Annotated in this window: 15 protein-coding genes; 7 read left to right on the top strand and 8 right to left on the bottom strand. The window is 59.5% G+C overall.

Features of this window, described 5'->3' with window-relative positions; all coding sequences use genetic code 11:
* Positions 1 to 6: 6 nt before the first annotated feature.
* Positions 7 to 819, top strand: coding sequence for an exodeoxyribonuclease III (locus D1222_RS06285; protein WP_119453333.1), 813 nt, complete (start codon positions 7 to 9; stop codon positions 817 to 819).
* A 9-nt stretch (positions 820 to 828) separates the two neighbouring features.
* Here D1222_RS06285 and D1222_RS06280 read toward each other — a convergent pair whose 3' ends face one another.
* Positions 829 to 1,518 (bottom strand): response regulator transcription factor, encoded by a 690-nt coding sequence (locus tag D1222_RS06280; protein ID WP_119453332.1) that lies wholly within the window; start codon positions 1,516 to 1,518, stop codon positions 829 to 831.
* Positions 1,519 to 1,619: 101 nt separating this feature from the next.
* Between D1222_RS06280 and D1222_RS06275 the strand changes: the two genes are divergently transcribed.
* Positions 1,620 to 2,135 (top strand): L,D-transpeptidase family protein, encoded by a 516-nt coding sequence (locus D1222_RS06275; RefSeq protein WP_119453331.1) that lies wholly within the window; start codon positions 1,620 to 1,622, stop codon positions 2,133 to 2,135.
* Here D1222_RS06275 and D1222_RS06270 read toward each other — a convergent pair.
* Entirely contained in the window at positions 2,132 to 2,800 is a 669-nt protein-coding gene (locus D1222_RS06270; RefSeq protein ID WP_119453330.1) for a YggS family pyridoxal phosphate-dependent enzyme, read from the bottom strand. The genes D1222_RS06275 and D1222_RS06270 overlap by 4 nt on opposite strands.
* A gap of 6 nt (positions 2,801 to 2,806) precedes the next feature.
* On the opposite strand from D1222_RS06270, the gene D1222_RS06265 reads away from it, so the two are divergent.
* Positions 2,807 to 3,421, top strand: a complete 615-nt coding sequence (locus D1222_RS06265) for a thiamine phosphate synthase (RefSeq protein WP_119453329.1) — start codon at positions 2,807 to 2,809, stop codon at positions 3,419 to 3,421.
* 3 nt (positions 3,422 to 3,424) lie between these two features.
* Here D1222_RS06265 and D1222_RS06260 read toward each other — a convergent pair whose 3' ends face one another.
* Both D1222_RS06260 and D1222_RS06255 read right to left on the bottom strand, forming a co-directional pair.
* A complete protein-coding gene (locus D1222_RS06260) occupies positions 3,425 to 3,862 on the bottom strand; it encodes an NtrZ family periplasmic regulatory protein (RefSeq protein WP_119453328.1) in 438 nt (145 codons plus the stop codon).
* 52 nt (positions 3,863 to 3,914) lie between these two features.
* The gene (locus D1222_RS06255; RefSeq protein WP_182481877.1) at positions 3,915 to 5,069 is read right to left on the bottom strand and encodes a porin; all 1,155 of its coding nucleotides are present in this window, start codon (positions 5,067 to 5,069) and stop codon (positions 3,915 to 3,917) included.
* Positions 5,070 to 5,185: 116 nt separating this feature from the next.
* Here D1222_RS06255 and D1222_RS06250 point away from each other — a divergent pair, with 116 nt between their 5' ends.
* The 4 genes from D1222_RS06250 to holA are packed head-to-tail and all read left to right on the top strand — an operon-like array spanning position 5,186 to position 9,731.
* Complete coding sequence (locus D1222_RS06250; RefSeq protein WP_233348536.1) at positions 5,186 to 5,617, top strand: DUF3576 domain-containing protein; 432 nt, start codon at positions 5,186 to 5,188, stop codon at positions 5,615 to 5,617.
* Between the two features lie 39 nt (positions 5,618 to 5,656).
* Positions 5,657 to 8,218 (top strand): leucine--tRNA ligase, encoded by a 2,562-nt coding sequence (gene leuS, locus D1222_RS06245; protein ID WP_119453325.1) that lies wholly within the window; start codon positions 5,657 to 5,659, stop codon positions 8,216 to 8,218.
* Positions 8,215 to 8,697 carry an LPS assembly lipoprotein LptE gene (lptE, locus tag D1222_RS06240; protein WP_119453324.1) on the top strand — a complete coding sequence of 161 codons (483 nt, stop codon included), beginning with the start codon at positions 8,215 to 8,217 and terminating at the stop codon, positions 8,695 to 8,697. Before leuS ends, lptE begins: the two co-directional genes overlap by 4 nt.
* The gene (gene holA, locus D1222_RS06235) at positions 8,694 to 9,731 is read left to right on the top strand and encodes a DNA polymerase III subunit delta (protein WP_119453323.1); all 1,038 of its coding nucleotides are present in this window, start codon (positions 8,694 to 8,696) and stop codon (positions 9,729 to 9,731) included. The genes lptE and holA overlap by 4 nt, the downstream gene beginning before the upstream one ends.
* Here holA and D1222_RS06230 read toward each other — a convergent pair.
* From D1222_RS06230 to mnmG, 4 genes are read right to left on the bottom strand one after another with little or no spacing between them, the layout of a single operon-like run.
* On the bottom strand, positions 9,720 to 10,643 hold the full coding sequence (locus D1222_RS06230; protein ID WP_119453322.1) for a ParB/RepB/Spo0J family partition protein: 924 nt from the start codon (positions 10,641 to 10,643) through the stop codon (positions 9,720 to 9,722). The two genes, holA and D1222_RS06230, sit on opposite strands and share 12 nt — an antisense overlap.
* Complete coding sequence (locus D1222_RS06225) at positions 10,643 to 11,464, bottom strand: ParA family protein (RefSeq protein WP_119453321.1); 822 nt, start codon at positions 11,462 to 11,464, stop codon at positions 10,643 to 10,645. Before D1222_RS06225 ends, D1222_RS06230 begins: the two co-directional genes overlap by 1 nt.
* On the bottom strand, positions 11,457 to 12,074 hold the full coding sequence (gene rsmG / locus D1222_RS06220; protein ID WP_119453320.1) for a 16S rRNA (guanine(527)-N(7))-methyltransferase RsmG: 618 nt from the start codon (positions 12,072 to 12,074) through the stop codon (positions 11,457 to 11,459). Before rsmG ends, D1222_RS06225 begins: the two co-directional genes overlap by 8 nt.
* The gene (mnmG, locus tag D1222_RS06215) at positions 12,074 to 13,948 is read right to left on the bottom strand and encodes a tRNA uridine-5-carboxymethylaminomethyl(34) synthesis enzyme MnmG (RefSeq protein ID WP_119453319.1); all 1,875 of its coding nucleotides are present in this window, start codon (positions 13,946 to 13,948) and stop codon (positions 12,074 to 12,076) included. The genes rsmG and mnmG overlap by 1 nt, the downstream gene beginning before the upstream one ends.
* Positions 13,949 to 13,994: the final 46 nt, after the last annotated feature.

Raw genomic sequence — 13,994 nt, 5'->3', positions numbered from 1 at the left:
GGCGACATGCCAGCGCAGCCGCTCAAACTCACCACTTGGAACATCAACTCGGTCCGCCTGAGGGCACCGAACGTGCAGGCTTTCCTCAAAGAGGAAGGCTCTGACGTTCTCTGCCTGCAGGAGATCAAGTGTCAGACCGACCAGTTCCCGCAGAAAGCCTTCCGCGAAATCGGGTACAATCACTTTCAGATCTTCGGCCAGTCTGGCGGCCATCACGGCGTCGCTATTGTCTCGCGCCACCCTATTGAACCCGTTGATGCACATCCGCTCTGCCGCGAAGGCCATGCCCGCGTTCAGACCGCCCGCATCAAGGGTGCGCTGATCCACAATATCTACCTGCCTGCAGGTGGCGATGAACCGGACCCGGTCAAGAACGACAAGTTCGCCCACAAGCTGGACTTCCTCGAATGCATGGCGCGGGACTTTGCGTCCTCGGCCAATGCGCCAGAGCCGCACATTCTCGTTGGCGATCTCAATGTCGCGCCGCATGAGAACGATGTCTGGTCGCACAAGCAGCTTCTGAAGATCGTCTCGCACACGCCGGTTGAGACGAAGGCGCTGGAGAAGGCGCGCAAGGCAGGCGGGTTCACCGATATCGCGCGCGCGCGTCACGCCGACGGCCAGAAGCTCTATACCTGGTGGTCATACCGGGCGAAGGACTGGGCAGCCTCAAACCGTGGCCGCCGTCTTGATCATATCTGGGCGAACGATGCCGCCATGGCCGGCGCAGACCTTCAGAGCTACAGCATCCATCTTGGCTGGCGCGGCGGCTGGAAGCCGTCCGATCACGCGCCGGTCAGCACAACATTCCATTTCTAGGTCGCGGGCCTAGCCTGCTTGCAGCCGGTATCCGCCCGCTTCGGTAATCAGGATGCGGGCATTCGCCGGATCGGGCTCGATCTTCTGGCGCAGCCGGTAGACATGCGTCTCCAGCGTGTGCGTCGTCACGGCGGCATTATATCCCCAGACCTCGGCGAGCAGCTCCTCGCGGGCCACCGCCTTACCGCCCGCCCTGTATAGATATTTGAGGATATTGGTTTCCTTCTCGGTCAGCCGCACTTTCTGGTCGCTCGACGTGACGAGAAGCTTCATCGCCGGCTGAAACTCATAGGGGCCGAGCGTGAAGGTCGCGTCCTCGCTCTGCTCAAAGCTGCGAAGGTGGGCGCGCACACGGGCAAGCAGGACCGAAAACCTAAAAGGCTTGGTGACATAGTCGTTCGCGCCGGATTCCAGCCCAAGAATGGTGTCAGCGTCGCTATCCTGGCCCGTCAGCATCACGACGGGCGCGCGAAGGCCTCGCTGGCGCATCAGTTTGCAGGCTTCGCGCCCGTCCATGTCCGGCATGTCTACATCCAACAGAACGAGGTCAAACCGCTGCGTCTCAATCAGCTTCAGCGCTTCGGAGGCATTTGCTGCCTCCATCGCCTCAAAGCCGTCATGCAGGTTGAACTGCTCTGCGAGCGCGCCGCGAAGTTCGTCGTCATCGTCGACAAGAAGAAGTGTCTTTGTGCTGATCATGTAAAAGCGATGCTGGGTTGCTGGCCGTTGGCGGGACGCGATACACATAACACCGACTCGCCGTCGAATAACTAGATGATCACGATTTTGGGAGCGGCCAGATGCCGACACGTTTCCGGGTAACCCCAGACAGGAAAATTATCGGGCAGGGCCTGACCTTCCAGTGCGCGATCGGCAAAGGCGGCATGGTGGACGCCGCGAAGAAGACCGAGGGCGATGGTGCTTCGCCCATCGGTCTCTGGAAGATCAAGCGGGTTTTCTGGCGCGCCGACAAGTTCGACCGACCCAAGACCGTTCTTCCCGCAACGCCACTTCACCCGGATGATGGCTGGTGCGATGAGCCGGGCGACCCGCTCTATAATTGCGCGGTCAAACGCCCATATCCGGCCAGCCACGAAGTCATGTGGCGCGAGGATGATCTGTACGACATCGTCGTCCAGCTTGATCACAACACTGACCCGGTCGTCCCCGGCAAGGGCAGCGCCATTTTCATGCATATCGCCAAGCCTGACTATTCGCCGACGGAAGGCTGCATCGCGCTCGCTTTCGACGACCTCCAGTTGCTCCTTGCCCATTGCGACAAGGACACAGGCATCGAGATCCTGCGCGCCAGCTAGGCGGTTTTGCGCTCTCCAAAGAAGGCACTGCCAACGCGGACATGCGTGGCGCCGAGCTTTGCGCCAAGCTCATAATCGGCGCTCATCCCCATCGACACCCAGGGCAGGCCCGCCCGGTCTGCAAGCTTCTTCAGAAGCGCAAAGTGCGGCCCTGCAGGCTCATCCACGGGCGGGATGGACATCAGACCTTTCAGCTCACCTGGATAAGTCGCTCGCGTATAATCGATCAGTTCTTCCAGATCGGCCGGAAGCACGCCTGATTTCTGGTCTTCCTCACCCGTATTTACTTGAATGAGGAGATGCGGGAACCGGTTCAGCTTCTCAGCCGCCTCACTCAGCGTGCGGACGATCTTCTTTCGGTCCACCGTCTGGATGACATCAAACAACGCAACGGCGTCTTCGGACTTGTTGCTCTGCAGCGGGCCGATCAGGTGAAGGGTCAGGCCTTCAATGTCTCGCCGGTGCTGCCAGTGTTCCTGCGCTTCCTGAACCCGGTTCTCGCCGAACACGCGTTGGCCGCAATCGAGCGCCGCCTGAAGGCGTTCATCGGGCTGCTTCTTTGAGACGGCAACAAGTTCAACCGGGTGATCAGCTACCGAAGCGAGCTGCTTCAGGATGTCGTCCCGGCTGGCGGCTATATCGTTTGATAGGTCAGTGCTAGGCATGGCGGGATGAAGCACGCCGCAGCCGTCTCCCGCAAGTTCCGAAACGCCGCGTCTATCGCGCAGGCGCACACCGCGCCCCTGCTGCCGGGTGGCTTTTTCCTGACAGATCCGGCTCGGGTAAAGGATGCGCGCGCCGTGGCATCCCGTCTGCCTGACGGGATTGGCGTCATTATCCGCCACTTCGGGCAGGCAGATGCGATAGAAGACGCCTTCGCTATTGTCAGCGACTGCCAGAGGGCAGGGCGTGTTGTGCTGATCGGGGCCGATCCGGATCTCGCGCTCGCAACCGGCGCCGACGGCGTGCACTGGCCATTTCGCATGCGGAAGCATCTTCAGCGCCACAAGCAGAGCCTCGGCCTGCTTCACACGATGAGCGTCCACTCACCGGCCGAATCGCACGCCGCACGCGCTTACCCCGTCGATGCGCTCATCTATTCGACCGTCTTTCCTTCCGCCAGCCCGAGCGCAGGTACGCCTATCGGGCTCTCGCGCTTCGCAGCAACGGCATCCAACTCGCCCGTCCCGCTCTATGCGCTCGGTGGAATATCGGCCGCAAATGTAGAAAAAGCCGCCCGGTTCGGCGGCTTTGCAAGCGTTTCGGCGTTTGAAGCGCTTCTCTAAAAGCTAGAACTTGAAAGCAGAGCGCAGGCGGATGCCCGTCTCGATCGTCTCATTCTGGAGCTGCTCAAACTCATCAAGCTCCGTCGCACCAAGGGTCAGCTCACCACCAACACTGATGCGCGGCGTGATGCGGAATTCTGCGCCAGCACGCATCTCTTCACGTGCAAGCGGGGAGCCGTCAGGACGGGACGTCATATCGACGCTCAGCTGCCAGCGGTCGCCCTTGATCCACGCAAGGCGAACTTCCTTGCTTGGTGCGCCCTGCCAGATCGGCGTGGCGTCAGATGGCGAGCTCAGGGTGAACTGGCGATACCAGTCCGGCTGGGCCTTTTCCGTCTCGGAAACAGTCGGCGGCGACAGCTCAATAGGCTCAGACTGCGCCGTGGCCGGAAGGGCCGCGAACACGCCGAGCGCTGCAAGAGCTGTTACAGAATACTTCATTTGCCACCTTTGTTACGGGGCTACTTAATCAAACGAACGCGCGAATTGAACATTAATTCCTGCTCATCTCGAAAAAATCGGCTTGGAGTGTGATTTCTACCACAACTCCCCTGCTGGTGCGGTTCCCGCCGGGCGTATCCAATTGCTCATTCTGGTATGAGAGAGCGACGTCGAAGCCGTCTGATAGTTCCCGACTGGCCGCAAGGCTGAAGCCTTCCGAGGAAAGTTGCGCGAGGTCATCCTCAGCCTCGCCATAGTTCAAAGAGACGCGCGTCTCGCCAAACTCGCGAGCCACACCAGCCTCCCAGGCCGAATAGTCGGCGTCGCCAAAGCCATTGTCGCTCTGCAGCCAGGAAAGCCCGAACTCGGTCCCATCGCGCTCGATATTTGCGCCCAGTGACCAGGTTTCCATCCGGTCGCGGGTCAGGCCCGCAAAATCATCTGGCTCGGCACTCGACCAGGCGAGCGACGCTTCGATGCGCGTGCCTGAAGAGCGCAGCGTGCGCGACAGGTTCGCCGACGCCTCAACAACATCGGAAAGCCCGGGCTGACCAACGGCGTCGGAAAGGCTGCGATCAAGATTCTGTCCGTCGGCGTCCGGCGTGTACGAAATGCCCGCACGCAGGCCTAGGATGCGCGGGCTGGCATAGCTGAGCTTTGCCGACGGCCCGGTCACATCGTGATTGGTGCGGTTTATCTTGAGACCAGTGGGATCAAGATAAGGGTTCGCGACGGCAGAATAGGTGAGGGCGCTTGGGGCGCCTTCGAAAAATCGCGCCGCGACGCCGCGGTCCTTCCCGATACGAAGTTCGCCATACCCGCCATCAGCGCGGAGATATGCCGCTTCGAGACGGCCACGCGCGCCCGTCTCGTCGCCAATGGGGCCACCGGAGAAACCGCTATAAGCGCCGGCGACAGGCAGACCCGTCCCGAAATCACCCGCAAAGCCGGGACGCAGCGGGTGATCTCTCTGACCGCGAAGCGTAAGGCGTGCGCCAAGTTCGGTCCCATTCTGGAGGATGGTTTCGGCCTCTGTATCAAAGCTGATTTCGTAGAGAACAACTTCGCTATCGGACCGCTCATCCTCCAGCAGCGAAACGACGGTCGCCGCCTCGATATCGCTCTCGATGTCGAGGGGCAGGGCGAGTGCCTGCGGCATAGTCGAGGTCGCCGAAATTGCGGCGATCAGGGTCAGGGCTGATCTCATCTGGAGGCGGTCCAATCGATTGCTTCTTGCCGAGCACATATCAGCACTGGCCCGACCGGTCCCAGATGATATACAGAGCGGCTAGTGAAGAAGATATTGCCGACAGGATATTCGTAATGAAGGCTTCCACAAAGATCGCCGCTGCCCTCACCGGGGTGTTCGCTCTCTCAGGCTGCCTGTTTTCGGGCAATGACGGCGCTCAGAATATCAGCGTTGCTGAAAGCTTCGAAGGCGGGGTGAACCCGTATCTCTGGCGCGCCAGCCTCGACACGCTGAACACGCTGCCACTTACGACCGCCGACCCGGTTGGCGGCATCATCAATTATGACTGGAAGTCTTTCCCGGACGCACAGGACGAGCGGATCCGAGCGACTGTCTACATTCTCGACTCGCGACTACGGGCCGACGGTGTGAAAGTGTCCGTCTTCCGCCAGGTGCAGGATAATGGACAGTGGACGGACGCGCCGGTGGACCTCGCCACCAGCGTCCAGCTTGAGAACGCCATCCTGACCCGCGCGCGCGTTCTCAAATCTTCAGAACTCAGCTAGGCGCGACAAGCCAGCTCACACAATTGCAGGAGGGACGCCGTGACGTCTCGCTATGATCCGCAAACTGCGGAAGCCAAGTGGCGTAAGGCCTGGGCAGACGCCGGTATTTTCAAGACAAAAACGCCGGATGAGGCGAAGGGACAGGACAAGTCCTACGTCCTTGAAATGTTCCCTTACCCATCGGGCAAACTGCACATGGGGCATGTGCGCAACTATGCGATGGGCGATGTGGTTGCCCGCCACCGCCGCGCGCTCGGGCACAACGTGCTCCACCCTATGGGCTGGGACGCCTTCGGCCTGCCGGCAGAGAATGCTGCGATCGAACGCAATGTCCATCCCGGTGAGTGGACCTATCAGAACATCGCGACCATGCGCGCCCAGCTGGAAAAGCTCGGCCTTACGCTGGACTGGAGCCGCGAGTTCGCGACCTGCGACACCGACTATTACGGCGAACAGCAGCGCCTCTTCCTCAAACTGCTCAAGGCCGGTCTCGCCTATCGCAAGGCGAGCAAGGTCAACTGGGACCCTGTCGACAATACGGTCCTCGCGAATGAGCAGGTCATCGACGGCAAGGGCTGGCGCACTGGCGCGCCGGTCGAGCAGCGTGAACTGACGCAGTGGTTCTTCCGCATCACTGCCTATGCAGATCAGCTTCTGGAAGGTCTGGACGGGTTGGAAAACTGGCCTGACAAGGTGCGCCTGATGCAGGCCAACTGGATCGGTAAATCCAAAGGCGCCACCGTCCGCTGGGTGATCGACGGCGATCAATCCGCAGAGTTCGGAAAGCATATCGAGGTCTACACGACCCGTCCCGATACGCTTTATGGAGCAAGCTTCATCGCGCTGGCACCGGATCACCCCATTACGCGCGCGCTTGCAGAAGACCGTCCCGAAATCCGCGAGTTTATTACAGAAGCCGCGAAGATCGGCACGTCTGAAGAAGCGATCGAGAAAGCGCCAAAGCTGGGTGTTGATCTTGGACTTCGCGTCCAGCACCCGTTTGATCCCAGCTGGACCATCCCTGTCTGGACAGCGAACTTTGTCCTGTCTGGCTACGGCACTGGCGCCATCTTCGGTTCGCCTGCCGGGGACCAGCGCGACCTCGATTTTGCGCGTAAATACGGTCTGCCGGTTCAGCCTGTGGTCCTGCCACCGGACACCAGCGCCGACAATCATGAGATCACCGACACGGCGTATACCGGCCCCGGCACGATCTATAATTCCGACTTCCTCAACGGTCTCACGACTGAAGCGGCAATCTCAGCCGCGATTGAGAAACTGGAAGCGCTCGGTCTCGGTGAGGGCACGATCAATTACCGTCTCCGCGACTGGGGTGTTTCGCGCCAGCGCTATTGGGGTTGTCCGATTCCGATCATCCACTGTGAGAGCTGCGGCGCTGTTCCGGTGCCTGACGCCGATCTGCCCGTCACGCTTCCAGAGGATGTGAGCTTCGACAAGCCGGGCAACCCGCTCGCGCACCATCCGAACTGGAAGAAGACGAGTTGTCCGAAATGCGGAGGCGAAGGCACGCGGGAAACCGATACGCTCGATACGTTTGTCGACTCGTCCTGGTATTTCGCACGTTTTGCAGGGATCAAGGACAAGGCCGAGCGCGCCTACTGGATGCCTGTCGATCAATATATCGGCGGTGTCGAGCATGCCGTTCTGCACCTTCTCTATGCCCGCTTTATCTCACGCGCGCTGCGCGATGTTGGTGAGCTGGATCTGCCCAAGGGCGAGCCGTTCCTCGGCCTCTTCACCCAAGGCATGGTCACGCATGAGACCTACAAGAACAGCGAAGGCAAATGGGTCGAACCGGCGGATATTGAACGCCGGGATGGCGGCCTCTTCGTGCGGGGGACGGACCTCACCGTAACCGCAGGCCCCGTCGAGAAGATGTCGAAGTCGCGCAAGAATGTCGTCGACCCAGACCAGATCATCGTCTCCTTTGGGGCAGACGTTGCCCGCTGGTTCGTCCTCTCCGACAGTCCGCCTGAGCGGGATGTTGAGTGGTCGCAGGCCGGCGCAGAGGGCGCGGCCCGTTTTGTCCAGCGCGTCTGGTCGATCTTTGGTGGCCTTAAAGGCTCCGAAACGCCTGCGGGTAAAGCCGAACCGACACCGCTCCTTCGCTTCTCTCACCGTGCAGCGGCTGAAATCAACAAGGCGATCTCCGAGTTCAGGCTGAACGCCGCGATCGCGCTCTGCCATGACTGGGTGAACACGCTGAAGAAGGCGGAAGGCGCCGACGAAGAAACGTCTGCATCGCGCCATGAAAGCGCGCGCATGCTGGCGATCTGTCTGACACCTTTCATGCCTCACCTGGCTGAGGAGTGTTGGCATGCGCTTGGCGAACAGGGTTTCATCTCTGACGCGGCCTGGCCAGTGTCCGATCCGGAACTCATGGTCGAGAACACCATCACGCTTCCAATTCAGGTGAACGGCAAGCGGCGCGCCGAGATCGAAGTCGCGCGGGATGCAAGCAAGGACGACATTGAGCAGCAGGCACTGAAGCTGCCAGAACTTGCGAGCTTCCTCGACGGCGTCGAGGTAAAGAAAATCATTGTGGTTCCCGGCCGTATCGTGAATATCGTGGCGTCATGAAGAATTTGCTCCTCGCTTCCGTTGCCGCATTGATGCTGGCTGGCTGTGGTTTCCGTCCGCTCTATGCTGACGGGTCGTTCAACGAGGTCGGCGAAGGTCTGATTACCGTCGATGAAATCAATGATCGATCAGGTTACCTCCTCCGTCGCGAGCTTCTGAAAGAGCTCGCCATCGGTCTCCCAGGGCTCAACGAGCGCGCAAATCTCAAAGTTGCGCTTGAGGAAGATCTTGAGCGTATCACGCTTCTGACCGACGGCAGCGTGTCGCGCTCCTTCCTTGAGGGGCGCGCAGAATTTACGCTCACTACGGAAAGCGGTGAGGCTTTCAACGGCGATGCGCAGGTTCAGATTCCGATTTCTGCAACCCAGTCTCCGTTCGGCGACGTTGCTGCACAAACAGAATCGTCCGCGCGTGCCATGCGAGAGCTAGCCGGTGAGATTGTCGACGACCTGCGTTTGCAACTCGAATCGGCCCGATGATCCTGAAAAGCGGTCAGGTCGCCAGCAGGTTCAAAAGTTCAGATAACAGTCCCTGGTGCGCCCTCGTCTTCGGCGACGACGACGGCGTCGTAAATGATCTCGCCGATCAGATCGCGGCGAGCTGGAGCAAGGCTGCCGGCAATGCGCGTCAGGTCGTCCTCGACGATGACGATATCCGCCGTGAGCCACATCTTCTCTCAGACAAGGTGGAAACCGGCTCTCTTCTTGGTGAGATTGAAATCGTTCGCGTACGCACCTCGGGCGAAAAGATCGCCAAACCGGTGCTGGATCTTATTGAGCGCGCCGATCAGATGGGCAACGGTTTCGCAAATCGGCTTCTGGTGCTCAATGGCAGCCTGAACAAGCGGTCGAAGCTTCGCGCGACCATCGAACAGTCGAACACGGCGGCCACCATTCAGGTGTATGCTGATACCGCTGACTCGCTGAAGTCGCTTGTGGAGGAAAAACTCTCTGCGCTAGACGTGCAGATTGAGCCTGACGCGCTCGACGACTTTGTCAGCCTGCTTCCCGGCCATCGCGGTCTTGCCAACCAGGAAAGTGAAAAGCTCTCCCTTTACGGCCGCGGTCTTGGGCGCCCCATATCTGTTGCAGAGGTTCGCGCTGTCTGTCGTACGGACGCTGATGATAGCGTCCGTGATCTCGCAAATGCGGCGCTGGATGGTGACGCCGCGCGCTGTCAGGCTGAATATGATCGGGTCATCGAAAGCGGCACCAGCACGATCAGCGTGCTACGCATTCTCGAAATGGAAATCCGACGCCTGATGCAGGCGAGGGGGCTTATGGGAACCGGTGGCGACATCGGGCGCCGCCTGCGACCGCCCGTCTGGGGCTCAGAATGGCCAGCTTTCCGCGCCCGGCTAGATCTCTGGACATCGGCATCGCTGACGCGTCTGCTCGCTGCTATCCACGATCTTGAGATCCAGGCGAAAACATCCGCAGCCGCTGCCGATCCGGCGCTACGGCTACTGCTGCTCAATATCGTGAAATCAGCCTCGGCGCGATCAGCCCGCTGAACGCTTGGCTGTCAGACGCCGACAGAGGTCGTCCAGCTGCTCCAAGTCCCTGTATTTAATGCGCATTTCGCCCCTGTCGCCCTTGTGGCGAATATCGACGCTCAGCCCAAGGGCCCGTGCCAGATCGGCTTCGAGCGCTTCGGTGTCGACGTCTTTCTCCGCCTGGCGAACGCGGCCAGCAACGGCTTCGATGCCGCCATCATCCTTTGCAGAGCGAGAGAGCTTCTCTACCTCGCGAACGCTGAGCCCTTTGTCGACGGCCATAGCGATCACAGCGTCTGGGTCAGGCGCGCCAAGCGCCGCGCGGGCGTGACCAGCAGAGATACGACCTTCGCGAAGATGCTCCCGTGCAACGTCAGATAAGTTCAGCAATCTCAATGTATTAGCGATATGGGCACGGCTTTTTCCGACGCTTTCAGCCAGGCCTTCCTGCGTGCGCCCAAAGCGCTTCATCAGGGCACCATAGGCTTCTGCTTCTTCGATAGGATTGAGATCTGTGCGCTGCACGTTCTCGATGATGCCGATTTCGAGCAACTCAAGCTCATCCATCTGGCGGATCGTCGCCGGTATTTCGGTCAGACCTGCCTGTTTGGCCGCGCGCCAGCGACGTTCGCCAGCGACAATCTGATATTTTCCAGCTGTTTTCGGGTCTGGCCGGACGAGAATGGCTTGAAGGACACCCTTCGCTCGGATCGATTCCGACAATTCATTGAGATCAGCCTCAGCGAAATATCGCCGCGGCTGCTGCGGATTCGGCCGGATATCACTGATCGCCAGCGTGGACGCGTCGGTCTTTGCTTCCGGGCCCTTCTCGTCGCCAGCCGACGATGAGGAGACACCCTCAACCTCGCCAATCAAGGCGGAAAGGCCCCGCCCAAGACGGCTTGGCTTCTGCTTTGAATCACCACTCATCAGGCCGGCTCCATCGCACGCGCGCGCTCACGCTGCAGGACCTCAGACGCCAGACGGATATAGGCCTCGCTGCCCGGGCAACGATAATCATAGAGCAGGGCGGGTTTGCCAAAGCTCGGCGCTTCGGACAAACGTACGTTGCGTGGAATGACCGTCTTGTAGACCTTCGAACCAAGCACTTCGCGCACTTCGTCGGCGACTTGGTCAGACAGATTGTTGCGGCGGTCATACATGGTCAGCACAATGCCCTGGATTTCGAGATCGGGATTGAGGCCCGACCGTACAACTTCGACGGTGCGCAGAAGCTGGCTAAGACCTTCCAGTGCCAGGAACTCGCACTGCAGCGGCACAAGCAGCGCATCAGCGGCCGTCATCGCATTGATGGTGAGCGATGAAAGCGATGGCGGGCAATCGATCAGGATAAAGTCGTAGCGTTTGTCTTCGTCGAATGCATATTTTTCCACGTGCGTGCGGATTGCGTCGCGCAGTCGGTACGACCGACGCGCCTTGTCGGCGAGCTCCGTTTCAACACCAGACAAGTTCTCATCGCCCGGCACAATCTCCAGACGTGGCACGAGCGTCGGCAGGATCGCTTCTTCAAGCGGAATCTCATCGACGACGACATCGTAGCTGGTCAGCTTGCGATCGGCGCGGCTGATGCCTAGTCCCGTCGAGGCATTCCCTTGCGCATCAAAATCCACCACCAGCACGCGCCGCCCGACAGCCGCCAGCGCCGTGCCAAGATTGATCGACGTAGTTGTCTTGCCAACGCCGCCCTTCTGGTTTGCGATTGCCAGGATCCGGGTGCCAGTCTTAGACACGATGCGCCTCCTCGATCTTGAGTATTACCCCTCGTTCGCTCGTACGACTGGGGATCGCTTCATGTCTCAACGTCCAGTAATCCGAGGCATCCGTCAATTCTTCCTGCCAGCGCTCACCTTTGAAAAAGAGGGCTGTCGCACCCTTTGACATCCACGGATTCGCATAGCCGAGCAGCTTTGGCAGCGGGGCGAGCGCTCTTGCCGTAATAAAATCAACGCGTTCTGCCTTCGCGTTTTCGATACGTGATCGCACGACCTTTGCGGGCAGGGCGAGTTCGGAAATTACAGCCTGAAGAAATGCACACTTTTTTCCGGTTGTTTCCACCATGGTGACGTCGCCGCCGCGGGTTTTTGCCTCGCAAGCGAGCACGAGACCCGGAAAACCGGCGCCTGAGCCGATATCAACGATGCGGCTCTCTGCTGTTGTGAGGCCCGCCATCTGCGCACTGTCCAGGACGTGGCGCTCCCATATCGTGTCCATTTCGCGTGGGCCGATCAGGTTCATACGCTGGCGCCAGTCGTCCAGAAGCCCTACATAACCTTCCAGAAGCGGCAGTGTTTCACGTGAAACACCGGCGTCGATGAGCGCCGTCTCTATCGCGCGCTGCATTAGCTTACCGCACGCAGCTTCTGGCTGCGCTTCACCGCAGCAAGCAGAGCCACGAGTGCCCCTGGTGTAACGCCCTCAATCCTCGACGCTTGGCCGATTGTCGATGGGCGAACCGTTTCCAGCTTGTTGCGAACCTCATTCGAGAGGCCCCCTACAGCCGCATAGTCAAAACGTGGAGGTATTTCTAAAGCCTCGTCCCGGCGCAGGGCGTCTACATCTGCCTGCTGGCGCTCGATATACCCGGCATACAGAGCTTCGATGCTAAGTTGGGTCTTTGTAGCTGGATCCAATGCGGACACCTCTGCGAAAACCTTCTCGATATCTGCCATGGAGATATCTGGGTACGCCAGATAATCCCAGACTCGACGTTTCTGACCGTCCTGATTAACCTTCCAGCCGTGTTGAGCAGCCTCGTTTGGCGTCAAAGTAAGCGATTTCAGCAAGGACCGACCAGATTCTAAAGCGCGATGTTTCACGTGAAACATTTCTTTTCTAGACCCAGAGACAAGTCCGATTTCGATACCCTTCTGCGTAAGGCGCTGGTCGGCATTATCTGAACGGAGCGCCAGGCGATATTCGGCGCGGGATGTAAACATCCGGTACGGCTCCGTCACGCCGCGCGTCGTAAGATCGTCCACGAGGACTCCAATATAGGCTTCAGCTCGGTCAAAATGGACCGCTTCTTCGCCGAAGGCGCGGCGCGCCGCATTCATGCCAGCCACAAGCCCTTGGGCGCCGGCTTCTTCATAACCCGTCGTGCCATTGATCTGACCAGCGAGATAAAGGCCGCTCAGCGCCTTTACTTCCAGACTGCGGTAAAGCGCCCGCGGATCGACATAGTCGTATTCGATTGCATAGCCGGGCTGAATGATGCGGACATTCTCCAGACCTTCAATCGTCCGGATAAAGGCTTCCTGCACATCAATGGGAAGGGAGGTCGATATCCCGTTCGGATACACCGTATCGTCGTCCAGGCCTTCTGGCTCCAAGAAGATCTGGTGCCGGTCCTTATCGGCAAAGCGGTGAACCTTATCCTCGATGGAAGGACAATAGCGCGGCCCTTTGCCCGCGATAGCACCAGAATACACAGCCGACTTATTGAGGTTTTCCGCAATGATTTCGTGCGTTCGTGCGCTCGTATACGTAATGCCACAAGCGATTTGAGGCACATCGATACGCGTATTCATGAAAGAGAAGGGCACAGGCTCGTCGTCGGCCGGCTGGGTCTCGAGACGATCCCAGTCAATCGTCTTGCCATCCAGTCGGGCAGGGGTGCCCGTTTTGAGCCGGCCCATTGGCAGCTCCAGCGCATAAAGTCGGTCCGAAAGCCCGATTGCTGGGGCTTCACCGGCACGACCAGCCTGGATGCGTTCTTCACCGCGATGGATGACGCCTTTCAGGAAGGTCCCCGTCGTGATGACAACAGCCGCCGCAGTCCAACTCTCACCGGACAGACCAATGACGCCCGTCACACGGCCGTCTTCAGTTCTCAGATCTTCGACACCATCCTCGATGATTGTCAGATTGGGATAGTCTGCCAGCTCCGCCTGCATCGCCTCGCGATAGAGTTTCCGGTCCATCTGTGCCCGGGGGCCCCAGACGGCGGGACCTTTTGACCGGTTCAAAAGCCGATACTGGATACCGGCCTTGTCAGCGATCCGCCCCATAAGCCCGTCGAGGGCATCGATTTCCCGAACCAGATGTCCCTTTCCAAGGCCGCCGATCGCTGGGTTGCAGGACATTTCGCCAATCGTCGCGCGCTTATGCGTGATCAGCGCCGTGCGCGCCCCTAGCCGCGCCGATGCGGCTGCGGCCTCGCAACCGGCATGTCCGCCGCCAACGACGATGACATCGAAATCATTTGCTGAGGCCATAACTCCTCGCACCCTGGTTCTGGTAATTTCCGTGAATATGTACGGC

It is taken from the genome of Henriciella algicola (assembly GCF_003576245.1).
GTDB classification, from domain to species: domain Bacteria; phylum Pseudomonadota; class Alphaproteobacteria; order Caulobacterales; family Hyphomonadaceae; genus Henriciella; species Henriciella algicola.
The sequence above is the reverse complement of the archived record's forward strand: the minus strand, read 5'-3'. Positions and strand labels throughout refer to the sequence as shown.

Coding starts and splice junctions, on each gene's coding strand:
- D1222_RS06275 (WP_119453331.1), top strand. CDS start 1,620: ATGCCGACACGTTTCCGGGTAACCCCAGACAGGAAAATTATCGGGCAG.
- D1222_RS06255 (WP_182481877.1), bottom strand. CDS start 5,069: ATGAGATCAGCCCTGACCCTGATCGCCGCAATTTCGGCGACCTCGACT.
- D1222_RS06250 (WP_233348536.1), top strand. CDS start 5,186: ATGAAGGCTTCCACAAAGATCGCCGCTGCCCTCACCGGGGTGTTCGCT.
- D1222_RS06230 (WP_119453322.1), bottom strand. CDS start 10,643: ATGAGTGGTGATTCAAAGCAGAAGCCAAGCCGTCTTGGGCGGGGCCTT.
- lptE (WP_119453324.1), top strand. CDS start 8,215: ATGAAGAATTTGCTCCTCGCTTCCGTTGCCGCATTGATGCTGGCTGGC.
- D1222_RS06280 (WP_119453332.1), bottom strand. CDS start 1,518: ATGATCAGCACAAAGACACTTCTTCTTGTCGACGATGACGACGAACTT.
- D1222_RS06260 (WP_119453328.1), bottom strand. CDS start 3,862: ATGAAGTATTCTGTAACAGCTCTTGCAGCGCTCGGCGTGTTCGCGGCC.
- holA (WP_119453323.1), top strand. CDS start 8,694: ATGATCCTGAAAAGCGGTCAGGTCGCCAGCAGGTTCAAAAGTTCAGAT.
- rsmG (WP_119453320.1), bottom strand. CDS start 12,074: ATGCAGCGCGCGATAGAGACGGCGCTCATCGACGCCGGTGTTTCACGT.
- D1222_RS06270 (WP_119453330.1), bottom strand. CDS start 2,800: ATGCCTAGCACTGACCTATCAAACGATATAGCCGCCAGCCGGGACGAC.
- mnmG (WP_119453319.1), bottom strand. CDS start 13,948: ATGGCCTCAGCAAATGATTTCGATGTCATCGTCGTTGGCGGCGGACAT.
- D1222_RS06285 (WP_119453333.1), top strand. CDS start 7: ATGCCAGCGCAGCCGCTCAAACTCACCACTTGGAACATCAACTCGGTC.
- D1222_RS06265 (WP_119453329.1), top strand. CDS start 2,807: ATGAAGCACGCCGCAGCCGTCTCCCGCAAGTTCCGAAACGCCGCGTCT.